Source organism: Alteromonas pelagimontana (assembly GCF_002499975.2).
GTDB lineage: Bacteria > Pseudomonadota > Gammaproteobacteria > Enterobacterales > Alteromonadaceae > Alteromonas > Alteromonas pelagimontana.
In genome coordinates, this window is the sequence record NZ_CP052766.1 from 1,858,251 (window position 1) to 1,882,822 (window position 24,572).

The window sequence follows — 24,572 nt, forward strand, 5'->3', positions numbered from 1 at the left end:
TCATTTTACTTAACAACCTAAGATACTGACAGAAACAAAAAAGGCACCACTGGAGATGATGCCTTTGATTATTAACGTTTCATGGATTAATGAATCCAGTACATCCCATAACCGCTGCCGAACAGAATCTCCAGTTTGCCATCAGCCTGTTCACGAACACGCAACGAGGCGTCATTGGCGCTACCGATAAGGGATGGGCTCGACCAGATAACATACCCGTCACTGGTGACACTGTGGATATTCGAAAAGGCTGTCCCCCAACCGTCACTTGCATGTGAAGCAATGAGGAAGCGGTTTGGATCTGTAGGATCAACCTCTATATCATTCACTCTAAAATCTGTAGCTATATGTTTAATAGCGCCAAACTCATTATCCACAAGTGACAATGTTTGGAAATAGCTGTCAGCCCCCCAACAAACCAGGCTCTTATCCTCGTCCTTCCCAAAAAACCGTACATTGTTACAATACAAATCCTCTACAAAACCGTGAGCAGAGAATGACGACGCCCCCATCTTCAGCAGCTGGAGTAATTCGTATTGCGTTACCACCACATTGAGAGTGCCATCGATGATGACTGCGTCAAAGCCACTAATAGTGCTCGCGAAGCTGTAGCTTGCCAACTGCAGTTGGTTTTGAATATCGAATACTTTTAGAGTTTTGCCATCAGCAACGATAGCGTCATCATAACCATCGCCGTTCACATCCATGGCTTTTATTTGACCCACATCACTCGAACCATTGCTCGCCATCGCCCAGTGCACAGACATGTCACTCAGCTGGAAAACGCCGAATCCCTCGGTATTACTATCTGCCGCTGGCAAAAAGATGTCACCAGCACCATCGTTGTTAAAATCGGTGGTCGCGCTGTAGTTGCTATAACGCCAACCACTTGAGAGCTCGTTACTTGTGGTTAACTGGCCCTCTTGTGTAAGAGTCGCAACCGCCATTCCGCTGTATCCGCTTTCTGTGGATGGGACCAGGAAGACGCCGCGTTCATCGCCAGGGGCTATTTCGGACCACCCGGATGCACTAAAGCTATCCAACTGCGCACCAGTCGTAGAAGCCTTTAGCGTGGCGGAATCTGCAGTAAAATCTGCGGTTACCAATACATCTGCGCCAGAACTGCTGACGCCGCTGCCCCACAGCACCTCATTGGCTCCATCGTTATCAATATCGCCTACTGCGAGCGAGGTAGAACCGTGGTCCTGTAAATCCACCTGCCAAATTGCTTCAAGCTGATTACTGGCATTAAGGGTATACGCTGTAACATTACCCCACTGGCAGTCACTCACCAAAACTTCGACTGTGCTGTCGTTGTACAGGTTGAAAGCACGGGTATCACAGGTGTCGCTGACAGGAAGTGAAGACAGTTGAGATTTATCAACGGCAGAGAAAACGTACATATTGCTCCAGTTATCTACGCCAACGATTCATCAATGCCATCTCCGTTCATGTCACCAACAGTCACGAAAGATGATCCAAAACCGGTTCCCAGATACCATTCATTAGCGCCGGTTGTCAGGTCATACACTATGCCATTATTCAGTACCAGTTCCTGATTGGCGTCTGAATCCACGTTGCCTACCGCCATGTCGCTGATAGCGTCGGTATAAAAAGTGAAAATTTCGGTCAGATCATCATTGAGCTCAGCAACAGTCACCTGTGCTGTGTCAGACGAATATTCGCTATCAGATGTGCGATAGATAATTTCATCAGTGCCATCGCCATCTGTGTCTGCAATGATAGCTGAATACATATACGCTTCGGTTTCATATATCTTTCTGGCTGGCTTATTAATATCTTCAATCAGCCACATACCATGGTCAGTCAGAATTAAGATCTCTGGCGCGCCATCTTTATCTATATCTGCCGGAAGTACCTGACGAACTATTTCTTCCTCATTCAGCACGTAAGGATACGCCCATTTTTGCTGATATTTCCCCTCCACCAGTTCTAGCAGGAATATCCGCTGGTAGCTGTCAGTGCCTAACAACTCGTTGTTACCGTCACCATCAAAATCTGCTATCCACTGTGACTGATTATATTTGGGAACTTCTATTCCTGAACGGAACAGCGGCATAGGCTGTTGTGCAGTGGCAACCAGAGAAAATGTCTGTTCGATGTGATGATTTGGGTTTAAACGATTACTAAATCCAAATGAATAGCTTTGCTGATTGAACAACAGGCTCTTCGGCACCTGCCAGGTGACGGTGCCGTCATCTGCCATGCTCGCTCCTTCTGGGGCGTGGGTAAGCTTCGCCAGATTATCGTCGCCATTTATATCTGCATCGGTAAGCACCACTGAAAACGTAACCGTATCGCCTGCTGAAATGGATTCAGGCACCGATGAGGCTGTCAGAACAGCTGGCGTATCCTCTATCCAAATATAATGACGGTAAGATTCCACCGAATGGCTTTCATCAGACACCACCATAGAAACTTCTACCGTATCTTCCGGTGCAGCTGAAAACGCAGGCAATGTATTGCCATCCAGGCCCTCAACTAAAACGTTATTGATATACCAATTGTAGGAAACAGTAAGCTGCTCTTGGGGCGTTTCGTTATCGTAATAGATACCAGGCTCTACAACAATATCCGAAGAAACAACCGGTTTCTCAGTGATAACATTTAGACTTTCGGCTTGCGGCTGACTCGAAATGTCACTGAGTGGCAGTAATGCAAGATCAGTCACAGGCGTACTAATAAACTCATAGAGGTCAATAACTTTTCCGGAATCTTTTTCTCCATCACCGTCAGTGTCGGCAACGTACATAACCGACTCACCAGAAAAGTTAAGGTAACCCCAATCCTGTTTAAGAAATTGAACTAAAAGCCTGTTCCAAGATCGGATCTTTCGACAAAGAAATGACCAAATCAACAAGGAACAGGCATGAAGAATCTAGTTGAATTATTTTGCGATGTCGATGACTTTTGCAAAGTGTTTATTCCCCAATGGCAAAAGCAGCTACTTGAAGACGGCACCAGAAGACGACGACGTGAGTGCCGTATGTCAATGAGTGAAATGATGACAATCATCATCGGTTTTCACATGTCACATCATCGCGATTTTAAGAATTATTACTCGGGATATGTAAGAGTATTTTATCGCAACGCATTTCCGGATTTGCTTAGTTATACGCGCTTTTTAGAAGTGATGCCGCGAACAATTGTGCCCATGTGTGCCTACTTCAGTACTTTAAAGGGAAAGCCTACAGGCATTGAGTTCATTGACTCTACCAGCCTAAAGGTTTGCCATAACATTCGCATACCTCGCCATAAAACCTTTGACGGGATAGCGCAAAGAGGAAAAGGAACAATGGGCTGGTTTTACGGCTTTAAACTACACTTGATAGTGAACCATCTGGGTGAAATCGTGGCGGCAAAAGTGACGACGGGGAATGTCCATGACACAAAACCTGTCGAAGAATTAGCTCGACATTTACCCGACAAATTGTATGGCGATAAAGGGTATTTGAGCAAAGCATTAGAAGCTAATTTATTTGAGAAAGGCGTCAAACTTATCACCACGGTTCGCAAAAATATGAAAGCAAAAGCGATGTCTTTATGGGACAGAGCGATGCTATCGAAGCGCTTCATTATTGAAACTATCAACGACCAATTAAAGAACATTTCATACATTGAGCACTCAAGGCATCGCAGTATAAATGGTTTTACACTCTATTTAATGGCTGGTCTGGTGGCTTATTGTCTTAAAGAAAACAAGCCATCCCTTAATATCAGTGACATTGAGCGCAATGCGATGGTTGTTGCTTAAGCCGATCTGGGGTTAAAATAAACTGAGTAAGACGTTGCATCATCAAGGCTGTCGATGGAAATGGCGGCTACACCAGAGGTAGCAAAGTCATCATAAAAGGAAATACAGTTATCAAATTTTAGCGTCACCTTGCCAATTCCACTGTGCTGGAATTGACCGTTATAACTTACGCTGCCACCCCGCTCACAGTCTAAAGTTGTATCGATAGAACCATCTTCTGCTAATTCGCTAGCGTTTAGCTGCTCGGTGATCTCGGGCACGACCAGCAGGTTGTCGTCGAACATCATTCGATAAACCTGTTGCGCCAGGGCAATATCCAACCCGGCTTTGCTTTCACTGCCGTTATAGCCGTTGTCAGCCAGCGTGCGGGCTGCAGTATTTAGTTGAGAAGTGGTAAAAGATTTGGCATCAGCGATTATTTGAGCGGGCGTTTTTGCGGCGGGTTTCGAACCGCCCGTCGTGCCGCCATCAGAGGAGGATCCACCTCCCGATCCACTACCGCCACCACAACCAGCAAGCGCTATTGTTAACGCAAAAAGCGTAGATACACGACTAACATTCATGTTTTCTTCCTTGAACTTTTGATACTGCTAAAACAAAGGGGCGCTAATTTAGCGCTATTTCTGAAAATCGTCGAGAACTTATAGAGGCTTTTATTAGCCTCAACATCTCCTTTTTGTTATATGTCAATTTATCTGACGAACACAGAAAACGCACCTCGTTGTTCTTCTACCTGAGGCTACTGTTGTCCATTTAACAGTACAGGCTACCGCTCTGCCGAATCAAAATCACAGTTTCTCTGCGCTGCAATAGCTTTCTGAAGAATGTTCTCAGAAGTGATCTAATATTAAATGATTGGTTCTTTTCTGTTGCGATAACGGAATCGTTCGCTTTTATAAGCAATCGTAAATACGACTGCGCGTTGCGCGTAGCCAAAAAAATTGGTGATTCGGCCTTCGGTGTTGCTCCACGAATAGCGGAGGCGGTTACCCCAATTCGCGACTTGACCAATAAAAAAACCTCCACTGTTTCCAGAGGAGGTTTTTTAGGGTCAAAGCTTAAGTCTAAAACAAACTTATGCCAGGGCCGATTTTTTACATCATGCCGCCCATTCCACCCATGCCGCCCATATCAGGCATTGCAGGAGCGTCGTCCTTAGGAACTTCAGCAACCATTGCTTCGGTCGTGATCATCAGGCTGGCTACAGATGAAGCGAACTGCAGGGCAGAACGCGTTACTTTAGTTGGGTCTAGAATACCCATTTCCAGCATATCGCCGTAGGTGTCGTTACCGGCGTTGTAACCGTAGTTACCTTCGCCACCTTTAACTGCGTTAACTACGACAGAGGCTTCTGCACCGGCGTTAGAAGCGATTTGACGAAGTGGAGCTTCCATTGCGCGTAGCGCAAGTTTGATGCCGTGAGTCTGATCTTCGTTATCGCCAGTTAAGCTGTACAATTTCGCAGCTGCACGAACCAGGGCAACACCACCACCAGGTACCACGCCTTCTTGAACAGCAGCACGAGTAGCATGCAGCGCATCTTCAACGCGGTCTTTCTTCTCTTTCATTTCCATTTCAGTTGCAGCGCCAACTTTAATTACCGCTACACCGCCAGACAATTTAGCCAGACGTTCCTGAAGTTTCTCTTTATCATAATCAGAAGATGACTCTTCGATTTGGCCACGAATTTGTGTGCAACGGCTTTCGATAGCGCCTTGCTCACCAGCACCGTCAACCACGGTAGTGTTATCTTTGTTGATAACCACGCGTTTCGCTGTACCCAAATCTTCCAGCTGAACTTTTTCCAGCTCCAGACCGATTTCTTCAGAAATCACAGTACCGCCAGTCAGGATAGCGATATCCTGTAGCATTGCTTTACGACGATCGCCAAAACCAGGTGCTTTAACCGCAGCTGTTTTAACAATACCGCGCATGTTGTTGACTACCAGAGTTGCTAATGCTTCACCTTCTACATCTTCAGCGATAATCAGCAGTGGCTTACCCGCTTTCGCTACGCCTTCCAAAGTAGGCAGCAATTCGCGGATATTAGAAATTTTCTTATCAACAAGCAGGATGAATGGGCTATCCAGTTCAACAGTACCGTTTTCCTGGTTGTTGATAAAGTAAGGAGACAGATAACCGCGGTCAAACTGCATACCTTCAACCACGTCAAGTTCATTCTGTAGACCTTGACCTTCTTCAACTGTGATAACACCTTCTTTGCCTACTTTTTCCATCGCTTCAGCGATGATTTCGCCAACGATAGAGTCAGCATTAGCAGATATAGTACCTACCTGAGCAATTGATTTGCTGTCGGCACAATCAGTAGAAAGCGCTTTTAACTCTTCAACCGCGGCGATAACAGCTTTGTCAATACCGCGCTTAAGATCCATGGGGTTCATACCAGCAGCTACTGCTTTCAAACCTTCAGTAACGATGGCTTGTGCCAGAACTGTCGCAGTAGTTGTACCGTCGCCCGCTTCGTCGTTGGCTTTGGAAGCAACTTCCTTAACCATCTGCGCGCCCATGTTTTCAAACTTGTCTTCAAGTTCGATTTCTTTCGCTACAGACACACCATCTTTAGTGATTGTCGGTGCACCGAAAGATTTGTCTAATACTACGTTGCGGCCTTTTGGACCCAATGTAACTTTAACTGCGTTCGCTAGAATGTTAACGCCCTTCAGCATTCTTGTGCGAGCGTCATCACCAAAACGTACTTCTTTAGCTGCCATGTTTAATTTCCTCTCAAATACGGTTTAACGGGTGGATTACTCAACGATTGCCAGAATGTCGCTTTCGCTAACGATAAGCACTTCTTCACCGTCGATTTTCTCTGCTTTTACGCCGTAGCCGTCGCTGAAAATTACTGTATCGCCAACTTTCACATCCAGAGCTTTAATATCGCCGTTCTCAAGGATGCGACCATTACCCACTGCAATCACTTCTGCACGAGTAGATTTTTCTGCTGCGGAACCAGTTAATACGATACCACCAGCAGATTTTGATTCCTGCTCTGCGCGCTTAAGGATTACGCGGTCGTGTAAAGGACGAATTGCCATTTCCAAATCTCCTGAAAATTCCAACTATACTAATGTTTAGTTAATGCAAGTAAATAGACTATCTACTTACCCGCTTACCAGAATGAGATCGCTTCCTGACCTCAAAATCTATCTGCGAGGTTAAATGGGGGGTAGCCAGATAATCTCAAGGGCTGTGTTTGAAAAAAAGTTAAAAAAATGGTTTCACTGGAAACTGAGAACCGAAGGGCTAAATCAACCAGTATGTCGCATTTGGCGCCCATAGACTTGATCACTTAAGCCTATGATCGCTATCGTTTTCTGTTCTATCTGTGTATTGACCTTCAATGATGTCGCCATTTTCATCTCGAGTAGCTTGTCTGAAGGGATTTGCGTCATCTGAAGAAGATCCTTGCTGAGTGAAAGACGCTGGATTGATTACCCGCAATGCCATTCGCTTGGCTACTTGAGCTGCGATCAAATGCCGGGAGATCGGAACAACCAAAAGTAGCCCCAGGAAGTCAGTAACAAAACCTGGCGTTACTAACAATACGCCAGCTATCACTAGCATCAGCCCTTCGACCAGTTCCCGACCCGGAATCTCATTTCGTTGCATTTTTTGCTGAGCAGTCTGTATCGTATTAAAGCCCTCGCGCCGAACAAAATAAGCACCTGCGAACGCGGTGAGAATGACTATAGCAATAGTGTTCCACCCGCCTATCATATCCCCCACCTGAACCAGCAAGGCAATTTCAATAATAGGTAAAATAGCAAACAGCAAAAATAACACGCGCAACGGATTCACCTCGTCGTAAAAATCTTTTCAGTGACAGAAATGGGGAGTATTCAAACAAAGCCAAGTTTTATTTATCTCGCAATCATTCTTATGCTTTGTTTCAGTAATCTAGCAAGTAAGGAAAATTATCGTTGATCAAATGAAGGGGGAGCAGAGCGTTAACGCGTACCGTCCACCCGAATATCGTCTCATTCAAAAAGCGTTAGCGCATAAAAAGAGGCATACTGTGAAAGTTAAAGATACAGAAGCGGGTCTGGATATGTCGGTAAATGTAATATTGTGCACTGTTCCCAAATATGAAGTTGCGAGAAACATTGCTCTCGCGTTGGTAGAAAATAATATTGCAGCGTGCGTCAATATTGTTCCTTCTGTAACATCGGTTTATCGATGGGAAGGAAAAACAGAAACTGATCAGGAATGCCAGTTACTCATTAAGACGACTGCTGAAAAGGTCGAGCAGGCTTATCTATTGGTAAAGTCTCAGCATCCGTACGATGTACCAGAGTGGCTGGTGATACCCAATGTAGATGGCAGTCCTGAGTACTTACGCTGGATACAAAATCAAACCCGCCAAACCAAAGATGGCCCAAGGAAGTTAATTAAATGAAGCAAGTACATGTTCTGTTTATGTTGTTGATCATGTGTATTTTTCTGCCCTTTACCGGAAAGGCGCAGATCCCCAGTGGCAATTTGGGCGACTTGTTTAGTGACGAGCCGGAATTCTTGCCGGTAGATAAAGCCTTCGCTTTCGATTACAACCAGCAGAACGGGAAACTCATAATTACTTTTGATATCGCCGAGGGTTATTATCTTTATAAAAAGCAATTTAAGATAGTGACGAAAAACGCCACTTTAGGTGAGCCTGCTTTTCCTCCGGCAGAACAAAAAGAAGATGAATTTTTTGGTATTTCAGACGTATATTTCAATCGTGTTTCTTTTTCTGTACCTATTGAAGAGTCTGTTGAGGATGGCGTAGTTAAAATCAGGTATCAAGGCTGCGCTGAGGAAGGGCTTTGCTATCCACCCACTACCAAAGTGGTGTATCTAACGGCGGTAAATTATGCGACAGAAAGCGGCGGTACTGCGCTTTCAAACGATACCGCCACTACCTCTACAACAGCCTCAGCTTCATCACCAGCATCGTCAAATGCCTTGGAGCCAGTGCAGTCTGAGCAATTTAGCTTGGCGCAGCGTCTTGCAGATGATGAAAACCTGGCCATTACGTTATTGCTGTTTCTGGCGCTGGGTATAGGGTTGGCATTCACGCCCTGCGTATTTCCTATGTATCCTATTCTTTCTGGCATTGTGCTGGGACAGGGTAAAAACATAAAACTGTCTCGCGCATTCTGGCTTAGCTTTATTTATGTGCAAGGGATGGCAATTACCTACTCTCTGCTCGGTCTAATTGTCGCGTCTGCAGGCGTGCAATTTCAGGCTGCGTTGCAACATCCGTTTGTTCTCGGCGTCTTTATCGTGCTATTTGTGGCGCTTGCTCTCGCCATGTTCGGAGCGTACGAGTTACAGTTGCCCTCCACCTGGCAAAGTAAGTTGAATAGCTTTAGTAACACCCAAAAGCGCGGCAATACTATTGGCGTATTTGTTATGGGGGTACTGTCTGGCTTAGTCGCCTCACCATGTACCACTGCGCCTCTTACCGGCATCCTTCTATTTATTGCGCAAACCGGCGACATGGTACTGGGGTTTGTTTCTTTGTATGTGCTGAGTCTCGGTATGGGAATTCCGCTTGTTCTTTTTGGTATGACTGGCGGCAAGCTGCTTCCCAAAGCGGGCAACTGGATGAATATTGTTAAAACCACCTTTGGCTTTATGATGCTGTCTGTGGCGATTCTTTTTGTCGAACGTTTGTGGAATAACGCCTATAGCAACTTACTATGGTCAGCACTTGGATTGGCAACGTTCAGTTATTTTGCGGTAATGAATCAAAACACCGCCGCTTCACTGGTCAAAGGCATACGATTGCTGATCATTTTTGTGGGCTTATTTGCCAGTGCGATGGTGGGATACACCACGTTTTATTCTACTCCTTTCGCCGAACAGGAAAATGCAGCGATTCCGGCTGAATCTGAGCATCCCACTTTTATTGTGGTGAAAAGCCTGGAAGATTTCGATACCAAACTAGCCACCGCAAACGCGCAAGGGAAATCAGTCATGGTAGATCTCTACGCAGATTGGTGTGTGGCGTGTAAAGAGTTTGAAAAATACACCTTTCCCGCTACCGAAGTTAAGCAAGCGCTGGCCAATACCGTGTGGATGCAAATAGATTTAACCGATAATACTGTCACCAATCAAGCCTTTCAGGAGAGATTTGATGTACTCGGCTTGCCGACGATTTTGTTTTTTGATAACCAGGGCAATGAGCTGAAAAGGGCAAGGGTGACAGGTTTTATGCGGGCAGCTCCCTTTGCAGCGCATGTGAATCAGGTGCTAAAGAACTAATTTCCCGTGGGAGCGCCTCTTCGTTGAGGCGGCCCGGCATGAAAAACATTGCCCCTTCTCTTGCCTACAATTAATCGAATTCAGCTTAAAGCCCACTAAGTTTCTACAACAGCAAGAAGCTTATTCATCGTTAGCTGCTATTTTTACTATACAATCAAATTGTGTGGCGATATCTCCTGATTAGACCAGTATTTTGCTGCTAAATATAATTCATCTACTATAATCAGCGATTAATTTAATAGTAGATGGTAAAAAATGATTTTTATCGTGCATACGAATGACTTTTTTGCTCAAATGCCACATAACCTGAAAATTTTCGCAAGATAGCTGCACTTTATGGAAATTTTGTTACTTAACGGTCCTAATCTAAATATGCTAGGCAAACGCGAGCCTGAGACTTATGGGCATCAGACCTTACAGCATATTGTTGATGATCTGCACTCCCGCGCGGATAAACAAGATATAGTCTTGCACCATTTTCAGTCTAATGCCGAGCATGAACTTATCGATCGTATTCACGACGCAATGGGGAATGTGGATGCAATTATTATTAATCCCGGCGCGTTGACTCATACCAGTATTGCGCTGCGCGATGCGCTACTTAGCGTATCTATTCCGTTTATTGAAGTACATCTTTCCAACGTGCACGCTCGCGAGCCGTTTCGCCATCATTCATATCTTTCTGATGTGGCAGCTGGTGTCATTGTCGGCTTGGGCGCCATTGGCTACCAACTGGCATTAACAGCTGCCATAAATTTACTTACTCCGAATAAATAACAGAGACAGAACATGGACATTAGAAAAATTAAAAAACTCATCGAATTGGTTGAAGAGTCCGGTATTGCTGAACTGGAAATCACTGAAGGTGAGGAATCTGTACGTATCCATCGTGGCCCGACGGGTTCCCCTGTACCAATGAACTATAATTATCCACCGCAATTTGCTCCCGCACCTGCGGCTCCAGCTCCCGCGGCGCAAGAACCTGCCCCAGCTGCTGCGCCTGAAGGCCCTACCGGGCATCAGGTGAAATCACCAATGGTAGGCACTTTCTATCGCGCCTCTTCACCTACTGCCAAGCCATTTGCTGAAGTTGGTCAATCTGTCAATGTTGGCGATACCCTCTGTATTGTTGAAGCGATGAAAATGATGAACCAGATTGAAGCTGACAAAGCAGGCGTAGTAAAAGCCATTCTGGTCGAAAATCAAGAGCCTGTTGAATTCGATCAACCTCTGTTCGTGATTGAATAAACAGGCCATTACCTATGTTAGATAAAGTCTTAATTGCCAACCGCGGAGAGATTGCGCTACGGATTTTGCGTGCCTGTAAAGAATTAGGCATCAAAACTGTTGCAGTGCACTCGACCGCAGACAGAAACCTAAAGCATGTACTGCTTGCCGATGAATCCATTTGTATTGGTGGCGCTTCGGCAACTGAAAGTTACCTGAACATTCCGCGCATTATTGCTGCAGCGGAAGTCACAAATTCTATCGCCATCCATCCAGGCTATGGTTTTTTGGCTGAAAACGCTGATTTTGCCGAAGCAGTAGAGAAAAGCGGCTTTATATTTATTGGCCCCACGGCTGAAACCATTAATTTAATGGGCGACAAAGTCTCTGCCATTAATGCCATGAAAAAGGCCGGCGTTCCTTGTGTGCCTGGGTCAGATGGTCCTCTTACCGACGATAACGAACGCAATAAAAGTATCGCCAAACGCATCGGCTATCCGATTATTGTTAAAGCTGCCGGTGGTGGTGGTGGTCGTGGTATGCGCGTAGTGAGAAGTGAAGCTGAATTGGTTTCCGCTATTGAAACCACGCAGGCCGAAGCTGCAGCTGCATTCGGGAATGCTACCGTATACATGGAAAAATTCCTGGAAAATCCGCGTCACGTCGAGATTCAGGTGCTAGCTGACGGTCAGGGGAATGCGGTTCACTTAGGTGAGCGGGATTGTTCAATGCAGCGTCGCCATCAAAAAGTGGTTGAAGAAGCACCTGCTCCCGGCGTTTCTGAGCAAATGCGCCACAAAATTGGGGATCGCTGCCGTAGGGCTTGTGTCGAAATTGGTTACCGCGGTGCCGGCACATTTGAGTTTTTGTATGAAAACGGGGAATTCTATTTTATCGAAATGAATACCCGTATTCAGGTTGAACATCCGGTCTCAGAAATGATCACGGGTGTTGATTTGATCAAAGAGCAGCTTCGTATTGCCGGTGGACAACCATTGTCAATGGATCAATCTCAAGTACAGATTCGAGGTCATGCGATTGAGTGTCGAATTAACGCCGAAGATCCTGATAACTTCATTCCCAGCCCCGGCACCATAAATATGTTCCACTCGCCAGGTGGTCTAGGTGTACGATGGGATTCTCACATCTACGCCGGGTACACAGTGCCTCCTTACTATGATTCTATGATTGGCAAACTGATCACCTACGGTGAAACGCGCGATGAAGCGATTGCTCGCATGCGTCATGCGCTTGATGAGTTAGTCATTGATGGCATAAAAACCAATATTCCGTTGCAGCGCCGTATTATGGCCGATGAAAACTTTTCGGCTGGCGGCACGAATATCCATTATCTAGAGAAAAAGCTAGGCATGGCGTAAAGCTATCCCTCTGGTGCTCATCAGCATCAGAGGGATTTTTCTGCTCATCCACAACCCCTTCTACAACTGCTAAACATTCTCAACTTCTGACTATTCGGTAGCTAACGGATGGAACTCTGCGCTGTGCTACCAAAATAGTATTACCAACTTCATGTTCTAAGCAGGTTTGACTTAACTTCAGGTTCTTTGTTAACCTGCTGACTACATTTTAAGCAACAGGTGAATTTATCCATCATCTTCAGCATCCTTGTCGAAAGAGTCGTGGAAATATAATCGAAGAAAAATATGTTCACAGGAGCAATCTGTATAAGGTTAGGTGCCGTAAGGATAGTGATTAGTTATAGCTTTAATTCTACTTCGAAGAGAAATGACTCATGTCGAACATGTACCGACAGTTAATCCACCAGCTTCCCGCTTCCCGGTTATCTGTTGACGTGCTTCTTGCTCTGCGGCTAATTTTAGATCCCGGGGAAGAGGTAAAACTGCAAAAGGAAATTCAGGCACTCGCAACCTCCCCTGAGCTTCTTAAACAACGGTTGCGGCCTGAGTGGGAGGCCTTTGTTTCTAAAGCTTTAGTCCAGTATGCCCGCTCACACTCCGGTGTCTCATCAGATGTACTATTTGATGATTTATTAAATAAAATTGAACAAATACAAAACAATGACCTTGAATATCAGGCAATGCTTGAACAGGTTAATAACGTAAAGCTGTTACAAGCCAACGAAATCGTTCAACCAGATACGGTGGAAGCGCCATGGCGCCAGCAGGTAATGGCACTGCTATTACCTGTTACTACGTTAGACAAAAGCGTAGAAGGATGAAATTTTACGCCTGGCTCGATTGAACAATCGCCAACAGAGATGCTGCCGCTTTTGCATCTGACAATGCTCGGTGATGCTGCTGCATTTTAATATTAAAGTGATGGGTAAGCGAGGCTAGCGAGTAAGACGCCAAGCCCGGCTTTGCTTTACGCATCTCTCTCACTGTACAAAGCTTGGGCCTGCGAAATGGTTGCTCAAGCCTTGCAAACTCCTGTTTAATAAAGCCGTAGTCAAAATTCACATTGTGCGCAACGAAAACAGCATCGTCAGTGAAAGACATAATGGCTTCTGCGACCTCTGCAAATATTGGCGCATCCGCAACCATGGCATCACTAATTCCCGTCAAGCGGGTAATGGAAGCTGGAATACGGCGTTGGGGATTGATCAGCGACTGCCAGGTGTCGACAACTTCACCGTTTATCACCTTCACCATTCCAACTTCGGTAATGCGGTTATAACTTGCATTCCCGCCCGTTGTTTCTATATCAACAACCACATACGGCTGCATTGGATCACGGAACCATTGTACTTGTGTAATTTGGACATCGAAACCGACCTGTTGCAGCCTCTGGACAGATACCAGTTGATTACGCCGTAGCTGATCTCCCGGCGCTTTAATTTCTTCAAATCGCAGCTGTCCTTTTTCATATACCATAAGATCCGGAAAACCATCACTAAGCGAGGAAAAATCTTTCGCCATCATGCGCAGAATTTCCTGCACCGCAGCCAGGTTGCCATAATTAAGCAGTGCCACTATCGGGTCGAGTAAAGCGTTACTCCACATAAAAAGGCTATTCACTTTGCCATAATGGGCAGCGGCCATAGTTGTGATGTGGGTCAATAGCGCTTCAGACGAATGACAACTGGTTAATAACTTTTCTATGTCTGCTTCAAATTTTGCGTAGAAGTTATTATTCTTTAATGCCAAAGGCCTTCGATCAAATTCTGTCACTAAAGCATCCTGGTCAAATAACAATGTCCAAAACGTTAGGCCGAATAAGCTACGCCAAAGCCGGTTTTCCGTTCGCCATGCTTGTATATTATGGCGGTGATAATAGGCTATAACACCTCTTTCCACCGCGTGATTCTGGCTTTCATCAAGAAGCAACGTGCGGCTGGCATTACGTAACATGTCGGTGACTGCGCTGGTACGCTTTTTATGAAATTTACGCGCCAGAAAATCTTCGGCAAACGCCAGTAGTGTATCTGAAGGAGGGTTGTCAATAATGGCTTCCAATTGACTCTTCACCGCTTCTTTTTCACCGTCCTTATACGCCTCTCGAAGCCATTTTTCCTTGGCATTATCGCCAGGCGCTTGTTGTAATGTCGATAACGCTAAAGGCCTGTCGATCTCCAGCAAAAGCAACCCGAGTTTAAACAGATATTTTTCCTGAAATTGCTGCGCCGTCACGCTGTCCACTAAAGGAAGAGGCGTTTTTGCAGCCTGGACAACGCCTTCTGCATCCAGGTACGGCAAAGCATCAAGATTGGTGGCGTAAAAAGAGGCAGCAACTGCATCGTCGGCAGTTTCAAACCTCGCCTGTCCGCCACTGGCATCTGCACGCGTTCGCATAATACCTAAATCGCGCATGGAAAATTGGTTCAGCCGCCCGTTAGTGTTACCAAAGTAGAGAAAAAGCAGATAACGTAATTGCTCGTTAAAAGTACAAACCAGGTAATCCTGAACCGGTAAACTCTCAGGCCAGCCTTCTATGTTAACTTGCTCAAAAAGAAGCGCTACCAGCTCCGCTTTTTTGCAGTTCGCTAGAGACCGGCCTGGCTGAAAACAAGCCAGATACTCCAATAAGTCTGATTTAGTTAATACCCCTGCGATATCCTGCTTGTTAGCGGCTTCAATGGTGGTAAACCAGCCCTCTTCCTGCAATTGATCAATTTGTAGTTGTGGAGAATCAATTTCATCATAATCGAAATGCTGGCGTTTAATAACAGCATATTTTCTATTCGCTGCTCGGGCTATAATGCATTGTTTGTTCTCGTCAAGTGCACGAAACGCGCTAATAAAACCCCCGGCTTCTGGCGTCAGCAGACTGCTACTGGCCCCGTCAAAAAAAGCCAGAAACTCATGAAAGTGATCAAGATAATAGCGTTCAGGAAGCGTCTTTTTCATACAACTGTACCAGAGAATGTTACTACCTAGTGTATATTTATACAGCTTCTTTTTCCACCTTCCTGTAATATTTGCTTGTTATGCAGTCGCAGCTAAGTTTTCCGTTGCTCTTTCCACTACTCTGCAATTTGCGTCAGTGAAGGAAATTTGCGAAACAATCCTCATCTTCTCTATAAGCGTATGCACTACAATGCTGGTTTAAATTTAGGTAAATTTATGAGTTTAACGCGAACAATGTCTTTCGGTTGCCCTTACTGCATGGCACCTAATGATGTGGAAATTGATAAAATAAACGATGTGGGCCAGATGCAGGTGCTTGATTGTCAGGTGTGTTGTCAGCCCATTGAATTAACTGTCAGCGGTCAAGACGACGATCTCACTGTGAACGCTGAGCGTGAAAATGATTGATTACCTTCACGGAACGGGCTTGTAAAAGTTGAAAAATTCTCGCGCTGATTGAGCACACGTCAATGCGAATTAGGTTATATCCTGCTTCACGCGCCGCCTGACTGGGGGAAAAGTACCTGCAATAACACGTAAAGTAACTGACAAGTTTCGATTGAAGGCGAGGTGAAACGTGGTAAATTATTAGCGGCTTCACCTTGCGCTATAAAAAAGAAAAGCAAAAAAAGCGGTTACCAAGACTGTGCAATTCGCAGGCGCGTTTTACTGTGTTTTTTGCAAAGACTGTTATTGCGGTACCGAAGAGCGGTATTCGCTGGAGCTTGTGAAAATCCACAACAAGCTTATCTGAAACAGCAACACCAGCGCCGCCATTGTGCCACTAAAAAACAGATCGCCTGCCAGCATGAAAGTCACAGCGAAAGCGGTAATAAGGGTAATCGCCAAAATGAAATACTTCATAATCATCTTTCTATTTATACGGTAGCGCGCAGTATCTCTAACAGTTGCCTTACAAGAAAGCGAAACTGTTTAATCACGATCATCGCTAAACCCGATTGAAAGCATGATATCTTGGAAAGATGCTACGCCGGTCAAACAGGAAGAGGTAGGCATACAACTGTTAAGCTCTCAAGACTGTTGCATCAGATATAAGGTTCTTATCTTATCACAAGCAGCTTTGCTCTTTGGCCGCTCTCGTGCGCGGCACTGCTCAAAAGCAAGAGCCAAAAAGCTCGAAGGTTAAATTTACTGGTTAAACGAAAGCCGGTTTTAATCTAGATCAACAAATGTTGCATTGTTAGTGAAAGTTCGTTCATTTATCGGTATAAGTAGGCTACCAGTTTAACCTGCCACCTTTGGGCGGGTTTTTCCGTTTTGGTGCTAGGGTAAAAAAGAATCATTATCATTAATGGGAGCTAGTTATGAAACCTGTAAACCGTCGTCATTTCCTTAGATTGACAGGGACCACGCTGTTAGGCATGACTCTCGGCGGTATCACACTTCGTGTCAACGCACAGGAACAGTTACAAGCGGATGATCCAACTGCAAAGGCGCTGAAATATACTTCGCAATCCAAGATAGATGGCTCACGGTGCGGCAACTGCATGTATATTCAAGGTGAAGACGGTAAAGAACATCGTCCTTGTGCTATTTTCCCAGGCAAACTTGTTGACGAAGACGGCTGGTGTAGCGCGTGGGTGAAGCGCCCGGGCTAAGCTTATAAAGCCGCGCTTTTAAATTTCATGAGGCAAATTAATAGAGGGGCGTGAAACTGCTAAGTGGGTACTTTCGCCCGCTGCAAATTAAACAGTGCCGCCCCTAAACAAACGCGGCGCCATACTGTGGCCGTAACCACGGGCGCGTAAGTAAATGCACCCGACATTAGCACAGCAGCTATCTGCCATATCCCCACCCATACCACAGCACCAATTTCTGACTGCCACTGTGTGACGCAATAAATAAGGGCAGCGGCATGATAACCCCATCCAATAGCCTGTAAACCCCAAAATTCGAAACCAGAAATATCTTTATCCGGATACACAACTGCACGATGCTTGCGGTTCACCATGGCGATATGCAGCCACCCAATAAAAGAAACAACTGTGATTAGCACTATCATACCCGTTGCTCCCTGGCTGCAGAAGGTGCTTGCACTGTGGGACAACTCACTGTTCTTGCAGGGCTGCGTTTCTGTTTTTGCAAATAAAATACTGCCATCCACAGGCTAGCAGCTACTATCAGACTCATACCGTCCACACCAATACGCAGCCAATCTCCGTCTATCAATGCCTGAAGAACACTTACCGGCGAGGTTACTGTGTCAAGAAAGGGTAAAAGAGTAAATAGCACAGCGGCAGCGGAAAGTTGAATAATCCATCCCAGGCGATCACGCTTGATGAACCCGGCTACGATACATACGGCCCAGCTAATGAAAAAGCTGTTGATTTCCCAGTCGCTACGTTCTGCCAATGTAGAGGGTATAAGCCGGTTGGCCCAAAAGTACACACCCGTTGCGCACGTTACGCCTGCGATGCTGGCGACATTCAGCCCTCTGACGAATTCAAATCCAGCCTGTCCCAGTTGCTGCTTTGCGCGCTTCACCGCCCAAAGCACCGAACCCGTCGCGACCATCAGCGTTCCTAATACGCCGGCGATAAACAGCAGCCAGCGGGTAATAACATCAGCAAACCTTGCCTGGTGCAGCATATCTAAAAAGTTGTAGATGGCTTGAGGCGTACTTTGCGCCTTGGCCGCTGGTTTTTGTCTCACTTGATTTCCGGCGTAGTCAAATTCGATGCTGGTGTTCCCGCCTCTTCCCGCGCTTAGCTCGGTACGGTTAGCACCACTTAACGTATAAACCGCCTTTTGCGTACCCGGGGATACCACTGAAATCGACGTTACCGGCACGCCCCATTGACTCGACGCTGACAACATCATTTCCTCTAACGGCGCGGCAATACTAAAATCCTTTTGCACCGGCGCCACATGCTCTTGCGCAGGCCTTTCTCCTCTGTTCTGCTGCCGACGATTTTCATCTGCATGCCAGGGTAAAAAGGCATTGGCGAGTAAAATTAGGCCTGAAAACGTAATCATGATATGAAAAGGCAAAGCAAGTACCGCCGAAATGACATGGCCGTCAATCCATGACAACAGCTTTTTCTTCGGCCGAAACATAAAAAAGTCGCTAAATATCTTTCTGTGCATGATCACGCCACTGATAAGCCCGACCAACATCATCATACTGACAATGCTGACCAACAATCGAGCTACATCCCGCGGCATACCGTACAATTCAAAGTGAAAGCGATAGAGAAAGTTACCCCCTGCGGTTTCCCGGGGAGCAATAATTTCACCGGTACTGGCGTCAAGTTCCGCCCGCGGACCGCGTCTGCGCTGTTGTGGTTCGCCGGGTGTCTGCCAGGAAACGCCGAGCGTACGCTCCCGCTCGTCAGGTAAGCTAATTTGCCATTGGGAGGCTTGCGGTGCATGAGTCTGCAGGTATTGGTAACCGACCATGGCTGTTGCTACACGTTCACCGGGTACAGAAACATGCTTTTCCGGCTGCATCCAGTGATTAATTTCTATCCGAAAAAACGCCAAGGTGCCGGTCAGAAAAATGGCAAATAAGATCCAGCCTGCAGTAATACTGCTCCAGGTGTGCAGCCAGGTCATCGTCTGACGAAGGGTTCCTTTCATTACGCAGCTCCGTTAAACAGCAATAACGCCAGCCACAATGCGCCGTTAAGTAAGGCCATTGAAACCATTGCAGAACGATTAGCGTTATAGGCAAAGGACCAAACGATCAGGCAAGGATAGATAATAAAGAACAGCAGCCGGGTGAGCACATCTTCAGTTCTGGGATCGCTCACAAAAGCTAGCTCCACCAGCAGGCAAATACCTGTTGCAGCAGCATAACCACCAACAACTGCCAGTAATACTCGCAGGAAAGTAAAAAGATAAGTGGGCTGAACTTTAGCTTGTATGCTGTTCATGGTGCAGGCTCATTCTCTATAGTAAAACGTAGGCGTCAGGACGCGTTTCTCACCAGGTTTTCCAGTGACTGAATATTGCCGAGAAGATCGTTTCTGCCTGGGTTTGCGTTATATATCTTTCTTAACAAGCCTAACGCGTCGTCATAATCCTGCTGGTTAATGGCGATTTGGGCGCGGCCGAGCATGGCCCGCTCTTTGTAATCTGATAAGGCTTCAGCACGCAGATAATACATTTTCGCCTGCTCTACATTTTTCTGCTGTCGATATAGTCCCGCCAGTGTTAATAACGCTTCTCCGTTATCGGGTGCTGCACTGACAGCGCTACGCAAATAACGTGTCGCTGAATCGTATTCGTTACTCGCCATCGACAACTGCGCTCTCGCAACATTGAGGCTGGCAGTTTGTGCACTTGTAAGCTTGGCATTGGTTTTATCCAGAGCTTGCAGAAGTTGACGTAATTGAGTCCAGTCTTGCTTTGCTACCAGCCAGTTCGCTAAGCTGTCGAGGGTTGACCATTCGCCGCTGTCATCATCTTGTAGAAAATCTTTTGCATGATCAGACACTAACCCCACCGCTCTTTCAGCGCTGCCAGCTCGCAGGTGCAAACGCGCAAGCATTGATATATTTTCAATTCTGGATTCACCCAGCTGCAGGGCAGTTTCAATACTGCTGATGGCGGCAGTTTCATTATTCTTTTTCATTGCGATCTGTCCGCGCTGCAACCACAATCGCGGGTTTTGGGCATCTTTTTCCAGCATTTCGTCAATAAGATTACTTGCCTGAGGCAGCGCATCGCTTTGTATAAAGGCAAACAGCAGCCCTTGATACCACTGGGAGTTGTCAGGTTCCAGCATCAGCGCATTCTGGTATGCCGCGATAGCGGTGACGGGTCTGTTTAAGTGCAGATTAACATAAGCCAGCTGGCCGTAGAGCTGGGCATCAGCAACGCCTAGTTCAATGCTACGAACAAGGTGTTTTCTGGCCTGCGGGAAGTCCTGCTTAATCATGTAGACCATGCTCAAACTTCGGTGGGCCATCGACAAACCAGGCATTTTCTTTAACGCGTTGGACAGCACTCGCTCAGCGTCATCAATTTTTTTAGTGCTTAACAATACCTGCCCGTATAGCTCGCTTAGTGCCGGAGTTAAGGTCGACTCATCCCGCTGTGCAAAGGCAGCGACGACACCAGCGTAATCGTTATCAGCTAAAAGTGGCTGAATTTGCTGCAGAAACTCGTTCTCTTCCCGGGCCAGACGCCCTCTTCTGTCTCCTATGCCGTCATTTTTAAGCACGAAGTTCCACTGCGGGTCCGCCAGTGTCACCACGATTTGCGCCTGAGCAGATCCGCTCGCTATTAGAAATGCCAATGCGGTGCAGAAATATTGTAATAGTTTATTTGAATATTTGATCATCATCGGCTTATGCTTCTATTTCAACAGGCCAGATAAACCTTGCACGCACGGCCTTGCTGGCCTTATGTGGCGCGGTAAATTTACTGCCTTTAACGAACCGCTGAATTTCGCGATTCAATTCGTGATAAGGGTTTTCAACAATATCAATAAGGGTGACGTCACCTTGTTCATCAATCATCACGTCAAGTTTCACGATGACTTTGGTCACCCCTCGATGACGCAGTTTTTTAGGAAAGTGTATTTTAACAGGCGTAAGTAATGATGGCTTACCGTCTAAATCGCCCAAGCCGTAGGCATCCCAGTCGACTTCCGGCACTTCCCACTGCGTTTGCTGTACCTGAACATCCGGCATATCCGGCTTGGCTATCTCGATGTTGGGATCAATTTCCAAATTCGCCATTTGTACCTGAACGCCACTTCCTTCTACCTGCATATTGACATCAGCTTGTTGCGTGACTTGTTGGCTTTGCGGCGGCGGTGGAGGTGGCGGCGGAGTCATGGCGGCATCCAGTTTTCTTACCACCAGAGTTTGGGAGTTACCTGAGCTTAGATAATGTCCCAGCCAAAGCACGCCTAACGACGCAGATAACACGGCGGCGCTTAATAATGAGGCGCTGAACTGCTTACGCATACTCGTCGCTCCCTGTACGTTATGGTTTCAAAGTTGCGATATTGACGGTTTCTGATCCCGCCAGTTTCGCGGCATCTATGACTTCTACCAGCAGCGCTGTGGGTACGGCTTTATCTGCCTGAATAACAACCGGCCGTGGCTCCTGCGCTTGCAACTGCTCTAGTGTTCCGCGCACGCCGCTTATGCCAATGTTACTGCCGTCGTACATTACCTGACCGCTTTGAGTAATCGCCAAAAGAATTACCATTTGATCCAGCTTTTGCGCCGATATCGCCTGGGGTTTGTCTACTTCAACGCCCGTTTCTTTGACAAAAACGGTAGAGACTATAAAAAAAATAAGCAGAATAAAAACTACATCCAGCAAGGGTGACATGTCGATAGTCTGCATTTGCTGGGCATCAAGACGGCGCTGTAATCGGCTAGGCATGATGCTGGGCTTCCTTAATTTGTGCACTGTGCATCGCGGTTTTCACGTACATCAGGCACAGCCAGCCGGGTATTGCCAGAATCAGCCCTAGTTGCGTGGTCAACAATGCATCGGCAATACCGCCACTTACCACCTGACTATCGGCGCCTTGAGTGACTATTCCTACAAAGCTGTCTTGTAAACCCATTATTGTGCCAAGTAATCCCATTAGCGGCAGCGCCCCCACCAGCACGCTCGGAAGTAGCTGGCGCTGGTGAATGCTGTCTTCCCCGTTGATGTGCTCCGGTAACACCTGATGACGTGTGAGAAACAACAGCCATATTTGCTGATATGCAAACCAGGCGACTACAATCATTACCCAGCAAAGGCTATTTTCAAGAATCTGATTTACCACGGCATCAGGCTCCTGCTGGCTGTGGAGCCATTCCTAATAAAGAATCTTCTTCTCTTTGATTCTGCTGATTATCCTGAACATGACTGCTAGCCTCAGGGACATCGTCACCACTAAGTAACAGCGCAAAACTTTCTAAATCAGTGTAATACTGGCGCGCTTTGCGAGACAACAGCGCGTTAAGAATAAGCGCGGGAATAGCAACAACCAGACCCAACTCAGTGGTCACCAATGCTTTAGCAATGCCGCCTGAAATGACTTCAGGATCGCTGGAGCCAAACGAGGTCATCATACGGAATGTTTCAATCATACCGCTGACGGTACCTAACAAGCCCAGCAAAGGCGCGACTGCGGCGGTGACCGCTATGGCATTGAGCCATTTTTCTAACTTTTGCTTGTTTTGCTGAAGCTGTACAAACAGATGATCATCCCGCTCCCTGGCATTAAGTGCATTACGAGCAATATCCAGAAGCTGGCGCTGCATACCTTTTATATGTTGCGCAGCTTTGCCGGTGCCGTTTAGAAGCGGTGCCAGCGCACGTGCGGAACTTACCGGCACAACGGCAGGTAAACGCCATAACTGTAATACTTTAACTATTCCGATTACCGTGGCAATTAAGGCAAAAAGCAGAATCGGCACAACCCACACGCCGCCTTTAATGACATGTTCGACCACCGTTTCGGATGCTTGCTCTCTGGTCATAGCACGACCCATAGTTGGGTCAAATACAACACTTCCCTGCGGTTGCTGACGAAGCGCAATAACGGGTTCGCCCAAATCGCCTTCCAATATTCCAGACGCTCGCAGCATATCTTTTTGTTGCTCTGCTAAGCCGGCTAGCTGCTTGTCTTGCTGATAAAACCAGGTCACCGGCCCCAGGGATAAAGTTGCTGCCTCGGCAATTTCGCCGTTGCCCAACACCACCTGCTTTTGTTGCCATTGTGGACGCTGTGCCTGCCCCAGCGTTGCCGCAATAGTTGTCGCTTTTTGCATCTTTTCTGCCAGCGTTAACGACTGCAGTTCGCCGTAATTTAAGCCGTTTTGTTGTAAAAAACGGTCAAGCAGATTCTGCTGAAAATTTTGTTGCTCTTTCCAGGATGCGAGTCTGTCTTCCATTTGGGTTAAGCTAAGCGTACGTTCATCTACCAGCCGCCTGGCGACAGCAGTGTCATTGCGTAGCGCTATCACCTTTTGCTCAAGCGCCCGCAGTTCATCCGCTAGTTTGACGCGTTCTCTGACAATTCGCGATTCAGTGCTGGTAAGACTGTGCTTCGCCTTCTCGATGTTAGTGAGTACGTACTGCTCCACCGTAGTGGCCTGAGCCATAGGAAGAAGATTAAAAAGTAAAAGGAATACTGCAGGAAGCGATGTTCTCATCGTTAGCGGCTCCCTACTGACTGGCTAGTTAATGCAGCAGACGCCGGATCCTCAAGGAGGACGGGAAGCTGCACCAGCTCAGGTTGATGACGTTTTTCAAAAATGGCTATGGCCTTGCTGATTTGCTGCGCATCGATATCGCTGTCAAATGTCCATCGCCAGTTGCCTTCAATGGCTTTGCCATAGCCAGCGTACTTGCCATCGCTGTTTGAGAACCATGCGTAACTACTGCCTAAAAATAGCTGCTTCACCACAACATCGCTGCCATCCGGCGCAGCAAGAATGCCTTCGTTGACAGACACTTGCTGATTAAACTGACCCAGCCGCGACAATTTTGCCAGTACGACCTGCAGTTGTTGTGAGGTATCAGCTTCGTTGTCCAGTGCTGCCTGTTCTTTATCCCAGGTGACTTGCACAGGTTCAGGCAACGCGCTGTACAAACTATCGCTGCGCTGGCGCAGACCCTGTAATGCCCGGCTTACCTGAGACTGCTGCTCTTCAAGGGAGTTTTGCTCTGCCAGCAGGGCGTTTCGCCGCGCTTCCACATCATCCTGGGAGGCGGAACTTTGCTGTAAGATTTGCTGGAGTTGCTTTTGCTCTGCTTTTAATAAAGCAATGCGCTGTTCGAGTGAGGGCTTACGCTCTTTCCACTCATTCAACAACAGCTGTTCTTGCTTTTCTATCTGGAGCCACTTGCCGGTAAGCTTATCCAGTTCATCGGCTTTGCTGGCCGCACAGGCACTTGCAGAAAACGCACCTTCAGCGCAAAGGGTAACCAAAAGCAGCCCTACCTGCGAAAGTTTCGAGGAAAAGAGTAAAGTATTCATGGTTTTCCTT

The 24,572-nt window shown here is 46.7% G+C and carries 26 protein-coding genes; 9 read left to right on the forward strand and 17 right to left on the reverse strand.

The window, feature by feature from the left end:
• Positions 1-86: 86 nt before the first annotated feature.
• A complete protein-coding gene (locus tag CA267_RS08240; protein ID WP_075607933.1) occupies positions 87-1,403 on the reverse strand; it encodes an FG-GAP repeat domain-containing protein in 1,317 nt (438 codons plus the stop codon).
• A gap of 14 nt (positions 1,404-1,417) precedes the next feature.
• The gene (locus CA267_RS08245) at positions 1,418-2,773 is read right to left on the reverse strand and encodes an FG-GAP repeat domain-containing protein (protein ID WP_075607932.1); all 1,356 of its coding nucleotides are present in this window, start codon (positions 2,771-2,773) and stop codon (positions 1,418-1,420) included.
• 117 nt (positions 2,774-2,890) lie between these two features.
• On the opposite strand from CA267_RS08245, the gene CA267_RS08250 reads away from it, so the two are divergent.
• Positions 2,891-3,775 (forward strand): IS982 family transposase, encoded by an 885-nt coding sequence (locus CA267_RS08250; protein WP_170669037.1) that lies wholly within the window; start codon positions 2,891-2,893, stop codon positions 3,773-3,775.
• On the opposite strand, the gene CA267_RS08255 is transcribed toward CA267_RS08250, so the two are convergent.
• From CA267_RS08255 to CA267_RS08270, 4 genes are all read right to left on the reverse strand, one after another.
• Positions 3,772-4,338, reverse strand: a complete 567-nt coding sequence (locus CA267_RS08255) for a hypothetical protein (protein ID WP_075607930.1) — start codon at positions 4,336-4,338, stop codon at positions 3,772-3,774. The genes CA267_RS08250 and CA267_RS08255 overlap by 4 nt on opposite strands.
• A 531-nt stretch (positions 4,339-4,869) precedes the next feature.
• The gene (gene groL, locus CA267_RS08260; RefSeq protein ID WP_075607929.1) at positions 4,870-6,507 is read right to left on the reverse strand and encodes a chaperonin GroEL; all 1,638 of its coding nucleotides are present in this window, start codon (positions 6,505-6,507) and stop codon (positions 4,870-4,872) included.
• 36 nt (positions 6,508-6,543) lie between these two features.
• A complete protein-coding gene (locus CA267_RS08265) occupies positions 6,544-6,834 on the reverse strand; it encodes a co-chaperone GroES (RefSeq protein WP_075607928.1) in 291 nt (96 codons plus the stop codon).
• Between the two features lie 250 nt (positions 6,835-7,084).
• Entirely contained in the window at positions 7,085-7,588 is a 504-nt protein-coding gene (locus CA267_RS08270) for an FxsA family protein (protein ID WP_075609931.1), read from the reverse strand.
• A 226-nt stretch (positions 7,589-7,814) separates the two neighbouring features.
• Here CA267_RS08270 and cutA point away from each other — a divergent pair, with 226 nt between their 5' ends.
• The 6 genes from cutA (at position 7,815) to CA267_RS08300 (ending at position 13,472) form a co-directional block, all read left to right on the forward strand.
• Positions 7,815-8,195, forward strand: a complete 381-nt coding sequence (cutA, locus tag CA267_RS08275) for a divalent-cation tolerance protein CutA (RefSeq protein WP_232367617.1) — start codon at positions 7,815-7,817, stop codon at positions 8,193-8,195.
• On the forward strand, positions 8,192-10,045 hold the full coding sequence (locus CA267_RS08280) for a protein-disulfide reductase DsbD (RefSeq protein ID WP_075607927.1): 1,854 nt from the start codon (positions 8,192-8,194) through the stop codon (positions 10,043-10,045). The genes cutA and CA267_RS08280 overlap by 4 nt, the downstream gene beginning before the upstream one ends.
• Before the next feature lie 336 nt (positions 10,046-10,381).
• Positions 10,382-10,822 carry a type II 3-dehydroquinate dehydratase gene (gene aroQ / locus CA267_RS08285; RefSeq protein ID WP_075607926.1) on the forward strand — a complete coding sequence of 147 codons (441 nt, stop codon included), beginning with the start codon at positions 10,382-10,384 and terminating at the stop codon, positions 10,820-10,822.
• Positions 10,823-10,834: 12 nt separating this feature from the next.
• Complete coding sequence (gene accB / locus CA267_RS08290) at positions 10,835-11,293, forward strand: acetyl-CoA carboxylase biotin carboxyl carrier protein (protein ID WP_075607925.1); 459 nt, start codon at positions 10,835-10,837, stop codon at positions 11,291-11,293.
• A gap of 14 nt (positions 11,294-11,307) precedes the next feature.
• Entirely contained in the window at positions 11,308-12,651 is a 1,344-nt protein-coding gene (gene accC / locus CA267_RS08295; protein ID WP_075607924.1) for an acetyl-CoA carboxylase biotin carboxylase subunit, read from the forward strand.
• A 374-nt stretch (positions 12,652-13,025) separates the two neighbouring features.
• The gene (locus tag CA267_RS08300; protein ID WP_075607923.1) at positions 13,026-13,472 is read left to right on the forward strand and encodes a hypothetical protein; all 447 of its coding nucleotides are present in this window, start codon (positions 13,026-13,028) and stop codon (positions 13,470-13,472) included.
• 4 nt (positions 13,473-13,476) lie between these two features.
• Here CA267_RS08300 and CA267_RS08305 read toward each other — a convergent pair whose 3' ends face one another.
• Positions 13,477-15,600, reverse strand: coding sequence for a 3'-5' exonuclease (locus CA267_RS08305; protein ID WP_075607922.1), 2,124 nt, complete (start codon positions 15,598-15,600; stop codon positions 13,477-13,479).
• A gap of 216 nt (positions 15,601-15,816) precedes the next feature.
• Between CA267_RS08305 and CA267_RS08310 the strand changes: the two genes are divergently transcribed.
• A complete protein-coding gene (locus tag CA267_RS08310; protein ID WP_075609929.1) occupies positions 15,817-16,008 on the forward strand; it encodes a CPXCG motif-containing cysteine-rich protein in 192 nt (63 codons plus the stop codon).
• Positions 16,009-16,290: 282 nt separating this feature from the next.
• Here the strand turns inward: CA267_RS08310 and CA267_RS08315 are convergent, their stop codons facing one another.
• Positions 16,291-16,464 (reverse strand): hypothetical protein, encoded by a 174-nt coding sequence (locus tag CA267_RS08315; RefSeq protein ID WP_170669038.1) that lies wholly within the window; start codon positions 16,462-16,464, stop codon positions 16,291-16,293.
• Between the two features lie 461 nt (positions 16,465-16,925).
• Here CA267_RS08315 and CA267_RS08320 point away from each other — a divergent pair, with 461 nt between their 5' ends.
• Positions 16,926-17,219, forward strand: coding sequence for a high-potential iron-sulfur protein (locus CA267_RS08320; protein ID WP_075607921.1), 294 nt, complete (start codon positions 16,926-16,928; stop codon positions 17,217-17,219).
• Between the two features lie 59 nt (positions 17,220-17,278).
• Here CA267_RS08320 and CA267_RS08325 read toward each other — a convergent pair whose 3' ends face one another.
• The 9 genes from CA267_RS08325 to CA267_RS08365 are packed head-to-tail and all read right to left on the reverse strand — an operon-like array spanning position 17,279 to position 24,562.
• Positions 17,279-17,623, reverse strand: coding sequence for a DUF3325 family protein (locus CA267_RS08325; RefSeq protein ID WP_075607920.1), 345 nt, complete (start codon positions 17,621-17,623; stop codon positions 17,279-17,281).
• A complete protein-coding gene (locus tag CA267_RS08330; protein ID WP_075607919.1) occupies positions 17,620-19,200 on the reverse strand; it encodes a PepSY-associated TM helix domain-containing protein in 1,581 nt (526 codons plus the stop codon). Before CA267_RS08330 ends, CA267_RS08325 begins: the two co-directional genes overlap by 4 nt.
• Positions 19,200-19,496, reverse strand: a complete 297-nt coding sequence (locus CA267_RS08335; RefSeq protein WP_075607918.1) for a hypothetical protein — start codon at positions 19,494-19,496, stop codon at positions 19,200-19,202. The genes CA267_RS08330 and CA267_RS08335 overlap by 1 nt, the downstream gene beginning before the upstream one ends.
• 35 nt (positions 19,497-19,531) lie before the next feature.
• Positions 19,532-20,911 carry a tetratricopeptide repeat protein gene (locus tag CA267_RS08340; RefSeq protein ID WP_075607917.1) on the reverse strand — a complete coding sequence of 460 codons (1,380 nt, stop codon included), beginning with the start codon at positions 20,909-20,911 and terminating at the stop codon, positions 19,532-19,534.
• A gap of 4 nt (positions 20,912-20,915) precedes the next feature.
• The gene (locus CA267_RS08345) at positions 20,916-21,539 is read right to left on the reverse strand and encodes an energy transducer TonB (protein WP_075607916.1); all 624 of its coding nucleotides are present in this window, start codon (positions 21,537-21,539) and stop codon (positions 20,916-20,918) included.
• A gap of 19 nt (positions 21,540-21,558) precedes the next feature.
• Positions 21,559-21,966 carry an ExbD/TolR family protein gene (locus CA267_RS08350; protein ID WP_075607915.1) on the reverse strand — a complete coding sequence of 136 codons (408 nt, stop codon included), beginning with the start codon at positions 21,964-21,966 and terminating at the stop codon, positions 21,559-21,561.
• On the reverse strand, positions 21,959-22,360 hold the full coding sequence (locus CA267_RS08355; protein ID WP_075607914.1) for a MotA/TolQ/ExbB proton channel family protein: 402 nt from the start codon (positions 22,358-22,360) through the stop codon (positions 21,959-21,961). The genes CA267_RS08350 and CA267_RS08355 overlap by 8 nt, the downstream gene beginning before the upstream one ends.
• Positions 22,361-22,364: 4 nt before the next feature.
• Positions 22,365-23,735 (reverse strand): MotA/TolQ/ExbB proton channel family protein, encoded by a 1,371-nt coding sequence (locus CA267_RS08360; RefSeq protein WP_097349156.1) that lies wholly within the window; start codon positions 23,733-23,735, stop codon positions 22,365-22,367.
• A gap of 2 nt (positions 23,736-23,737) precedes the next feature.
• On the reverse strand, positions 23,738-24,562 hold the full coding sequence (locus CA267_RS08365) for a DUF3450 family protein (RefSeq protein ID WP_075607912.1): 825 nt from the start codon (positions 24,560-24,562) through the stop codon (positions 23,738-23,740).
• Between the last annotated feature and the right edge of the window lie 10 nt (positions 24,563-24,572).

Excerpts from the sequence above, each read along its gene's own strand:
- CA267_RS08280 (WP_075607927.1), top strand. The coding sequence starts at position 8,192 with ATGAAGCAAGTACATGTTCTGTTTATGTTGTTGATCATGTGTATTTTT.
- CA267_RS08335 (WP_075607918.1), bottom strand. The coding sequence starts at position 19,496 with ATGAACAGCATACAAGCTAAAGTTCAGCCCACTTATCTTTTTACTTTC.
- accB (WP_075607925.1), top strand. The coding sequence starts at position 10,835 with ATGGACATTAGAAAAATTAAAAAACTCATCGAATTGGTTGAAGAGTCC.
- groL (WP_075607929.1), bottom strand. The coding sequence starts at position 6,507 with ATGGCAGCTAAAGAAGTACGTTTTGGTGATGACGCTCGCACAAGAATG.
- CA267_RS08245 (WP_075607932.1), bottom strand. The coding sequence starts at position 2,773 with ATGTACGTTGCCGACACTGACGGTGATGGAGAAAAAGATTCCGGAAAA.
- CA267_RS08360 (WP_097349156.1), bottom strand. The coding sequence starts at position 23,735 with ATGAGAACATCGCTTCCTGCAGTATTCCTTTTACTTTTTAATCTTCTT.
- CA267_RS08300 (WP_075607923.1), top strand. The coding sequence starts at position 13,026 with ATGTCGAACATGTACCGACAGTTAATCCACCAGCTTCCCGCTTCCCGG.
- CA267_RS08265 (WP_075607928.1), bottom strand. The coding sequence starts at position 6,834 with ATGGCAATTCGTCCTTTACACGACCGCGTAATCCTTAAGCGCGCAGAG.
- CA267_RS08345 (WP_075607916.1), bottom strand. The coding sequence starts at position 21,539 with ATGCGTAAGCAGTTCAGCGCCTCATTATTAAGCGCCGCCGTGTTATCT.
- CA267_RS08305 (WP_075607922.1), bottom strand. The coding sequence starts at position 15,600 with ATGAAAAAGACGCTTCCTGAACGCTATTATCTTGATCACTTTCATGAG.
- CA267_RS08325 (WP_075607920.1), bottom strand. The coding sequence starts at position 17,623 with ATGATAGTGCTAATCACAGTTGTTTCTTTTATTGGGTGGCTGCATATC.
- CA267_RS08365 (WP_075607912.1), bottom strand. The coding sequence starts at position 24,562 with ATGAATACTTTACTCTTTTCCTCGAAACTTTCGCAGGTAGGGCTGCTT.
- CA267_RS08320 (WP_075607921.1), top strand. The coding sequence starts at position 16,926 with ATGAAACCTGTAAACCGTCGTCATTTCCTTAGATTGACAGGGACCACG.
- CA267_RS08240 (WP_075607933.1), bottom strand. The coding sequence starts at position 1,403 with ATGTACGTTTTCTCTGCCGTTGATAAATCTCAACTGTCTTCACTTCCT.
- aroQ (WP_075607926.1), top strand. The coding sequence starts at position 10,382 with ATGGAAATTTTGTTACTTAACGGTCCTAATCTAAATATGCTAGGCAAA.
- accC (WP_075607924.1), top strand. The coding sequence starts at position 11,308 with ATGTTAGATAAAGTCTTAATTGCCAACCGCGGAGAGATTGCGCTACGG.
- CA267_RS08330 (WP_075607919.1), bottom strand. The coding sequence starts at position 19,200 with ATGAAAGGAACCCTTCGTCAGACGATGACCTGGCTGCACACCTGGAGC.
- CA267_RS08340 (WP_075607917.1), bottom strand. The coding sequence starts at position 20,911 with ATGATGATCAAATATTCAAATAAACTATTACAATATTTCTGCACCGCA.
- CA267_RS08310 (WP_075609929.1), top strand. The coding sequence starts at position 15,817 with ATGAGTTTAACGCGAACAATGTCTTTCGGTTGCCCTTACTGCATGGCA.
- CA267_RS08255 (WP_075607930.1), bottom strand. The coding sequence starts at position 4,338 with ATGAATGTTAGTCGTGTATCTACGCTTTTTGCGTTAACAATAGCGCTT.
- CA267_RS08315 (WP_170669038.1), bottom strand. The coding sequence starts at position 16,464 with ATGAAGTATTTCATTTTGGCGATTACCCTTATTACCGCTTTCGCTGTG.
- CA267_RS08250 (WP_170669037.1), top strand. The coding sequence starts at position 2,891 with ATGAAGAATCTAGTTGAATTATTTTGCGATGTCGATGACTTTTGCAAA.
- CA267_RS08350 (WP_075607915.1), bottom strand. The coding sequence starts at position 21,966 with ATGCCTAGCCGATTACAGCGCCGTCTTGATGCCCAGCAAATGCAGACT.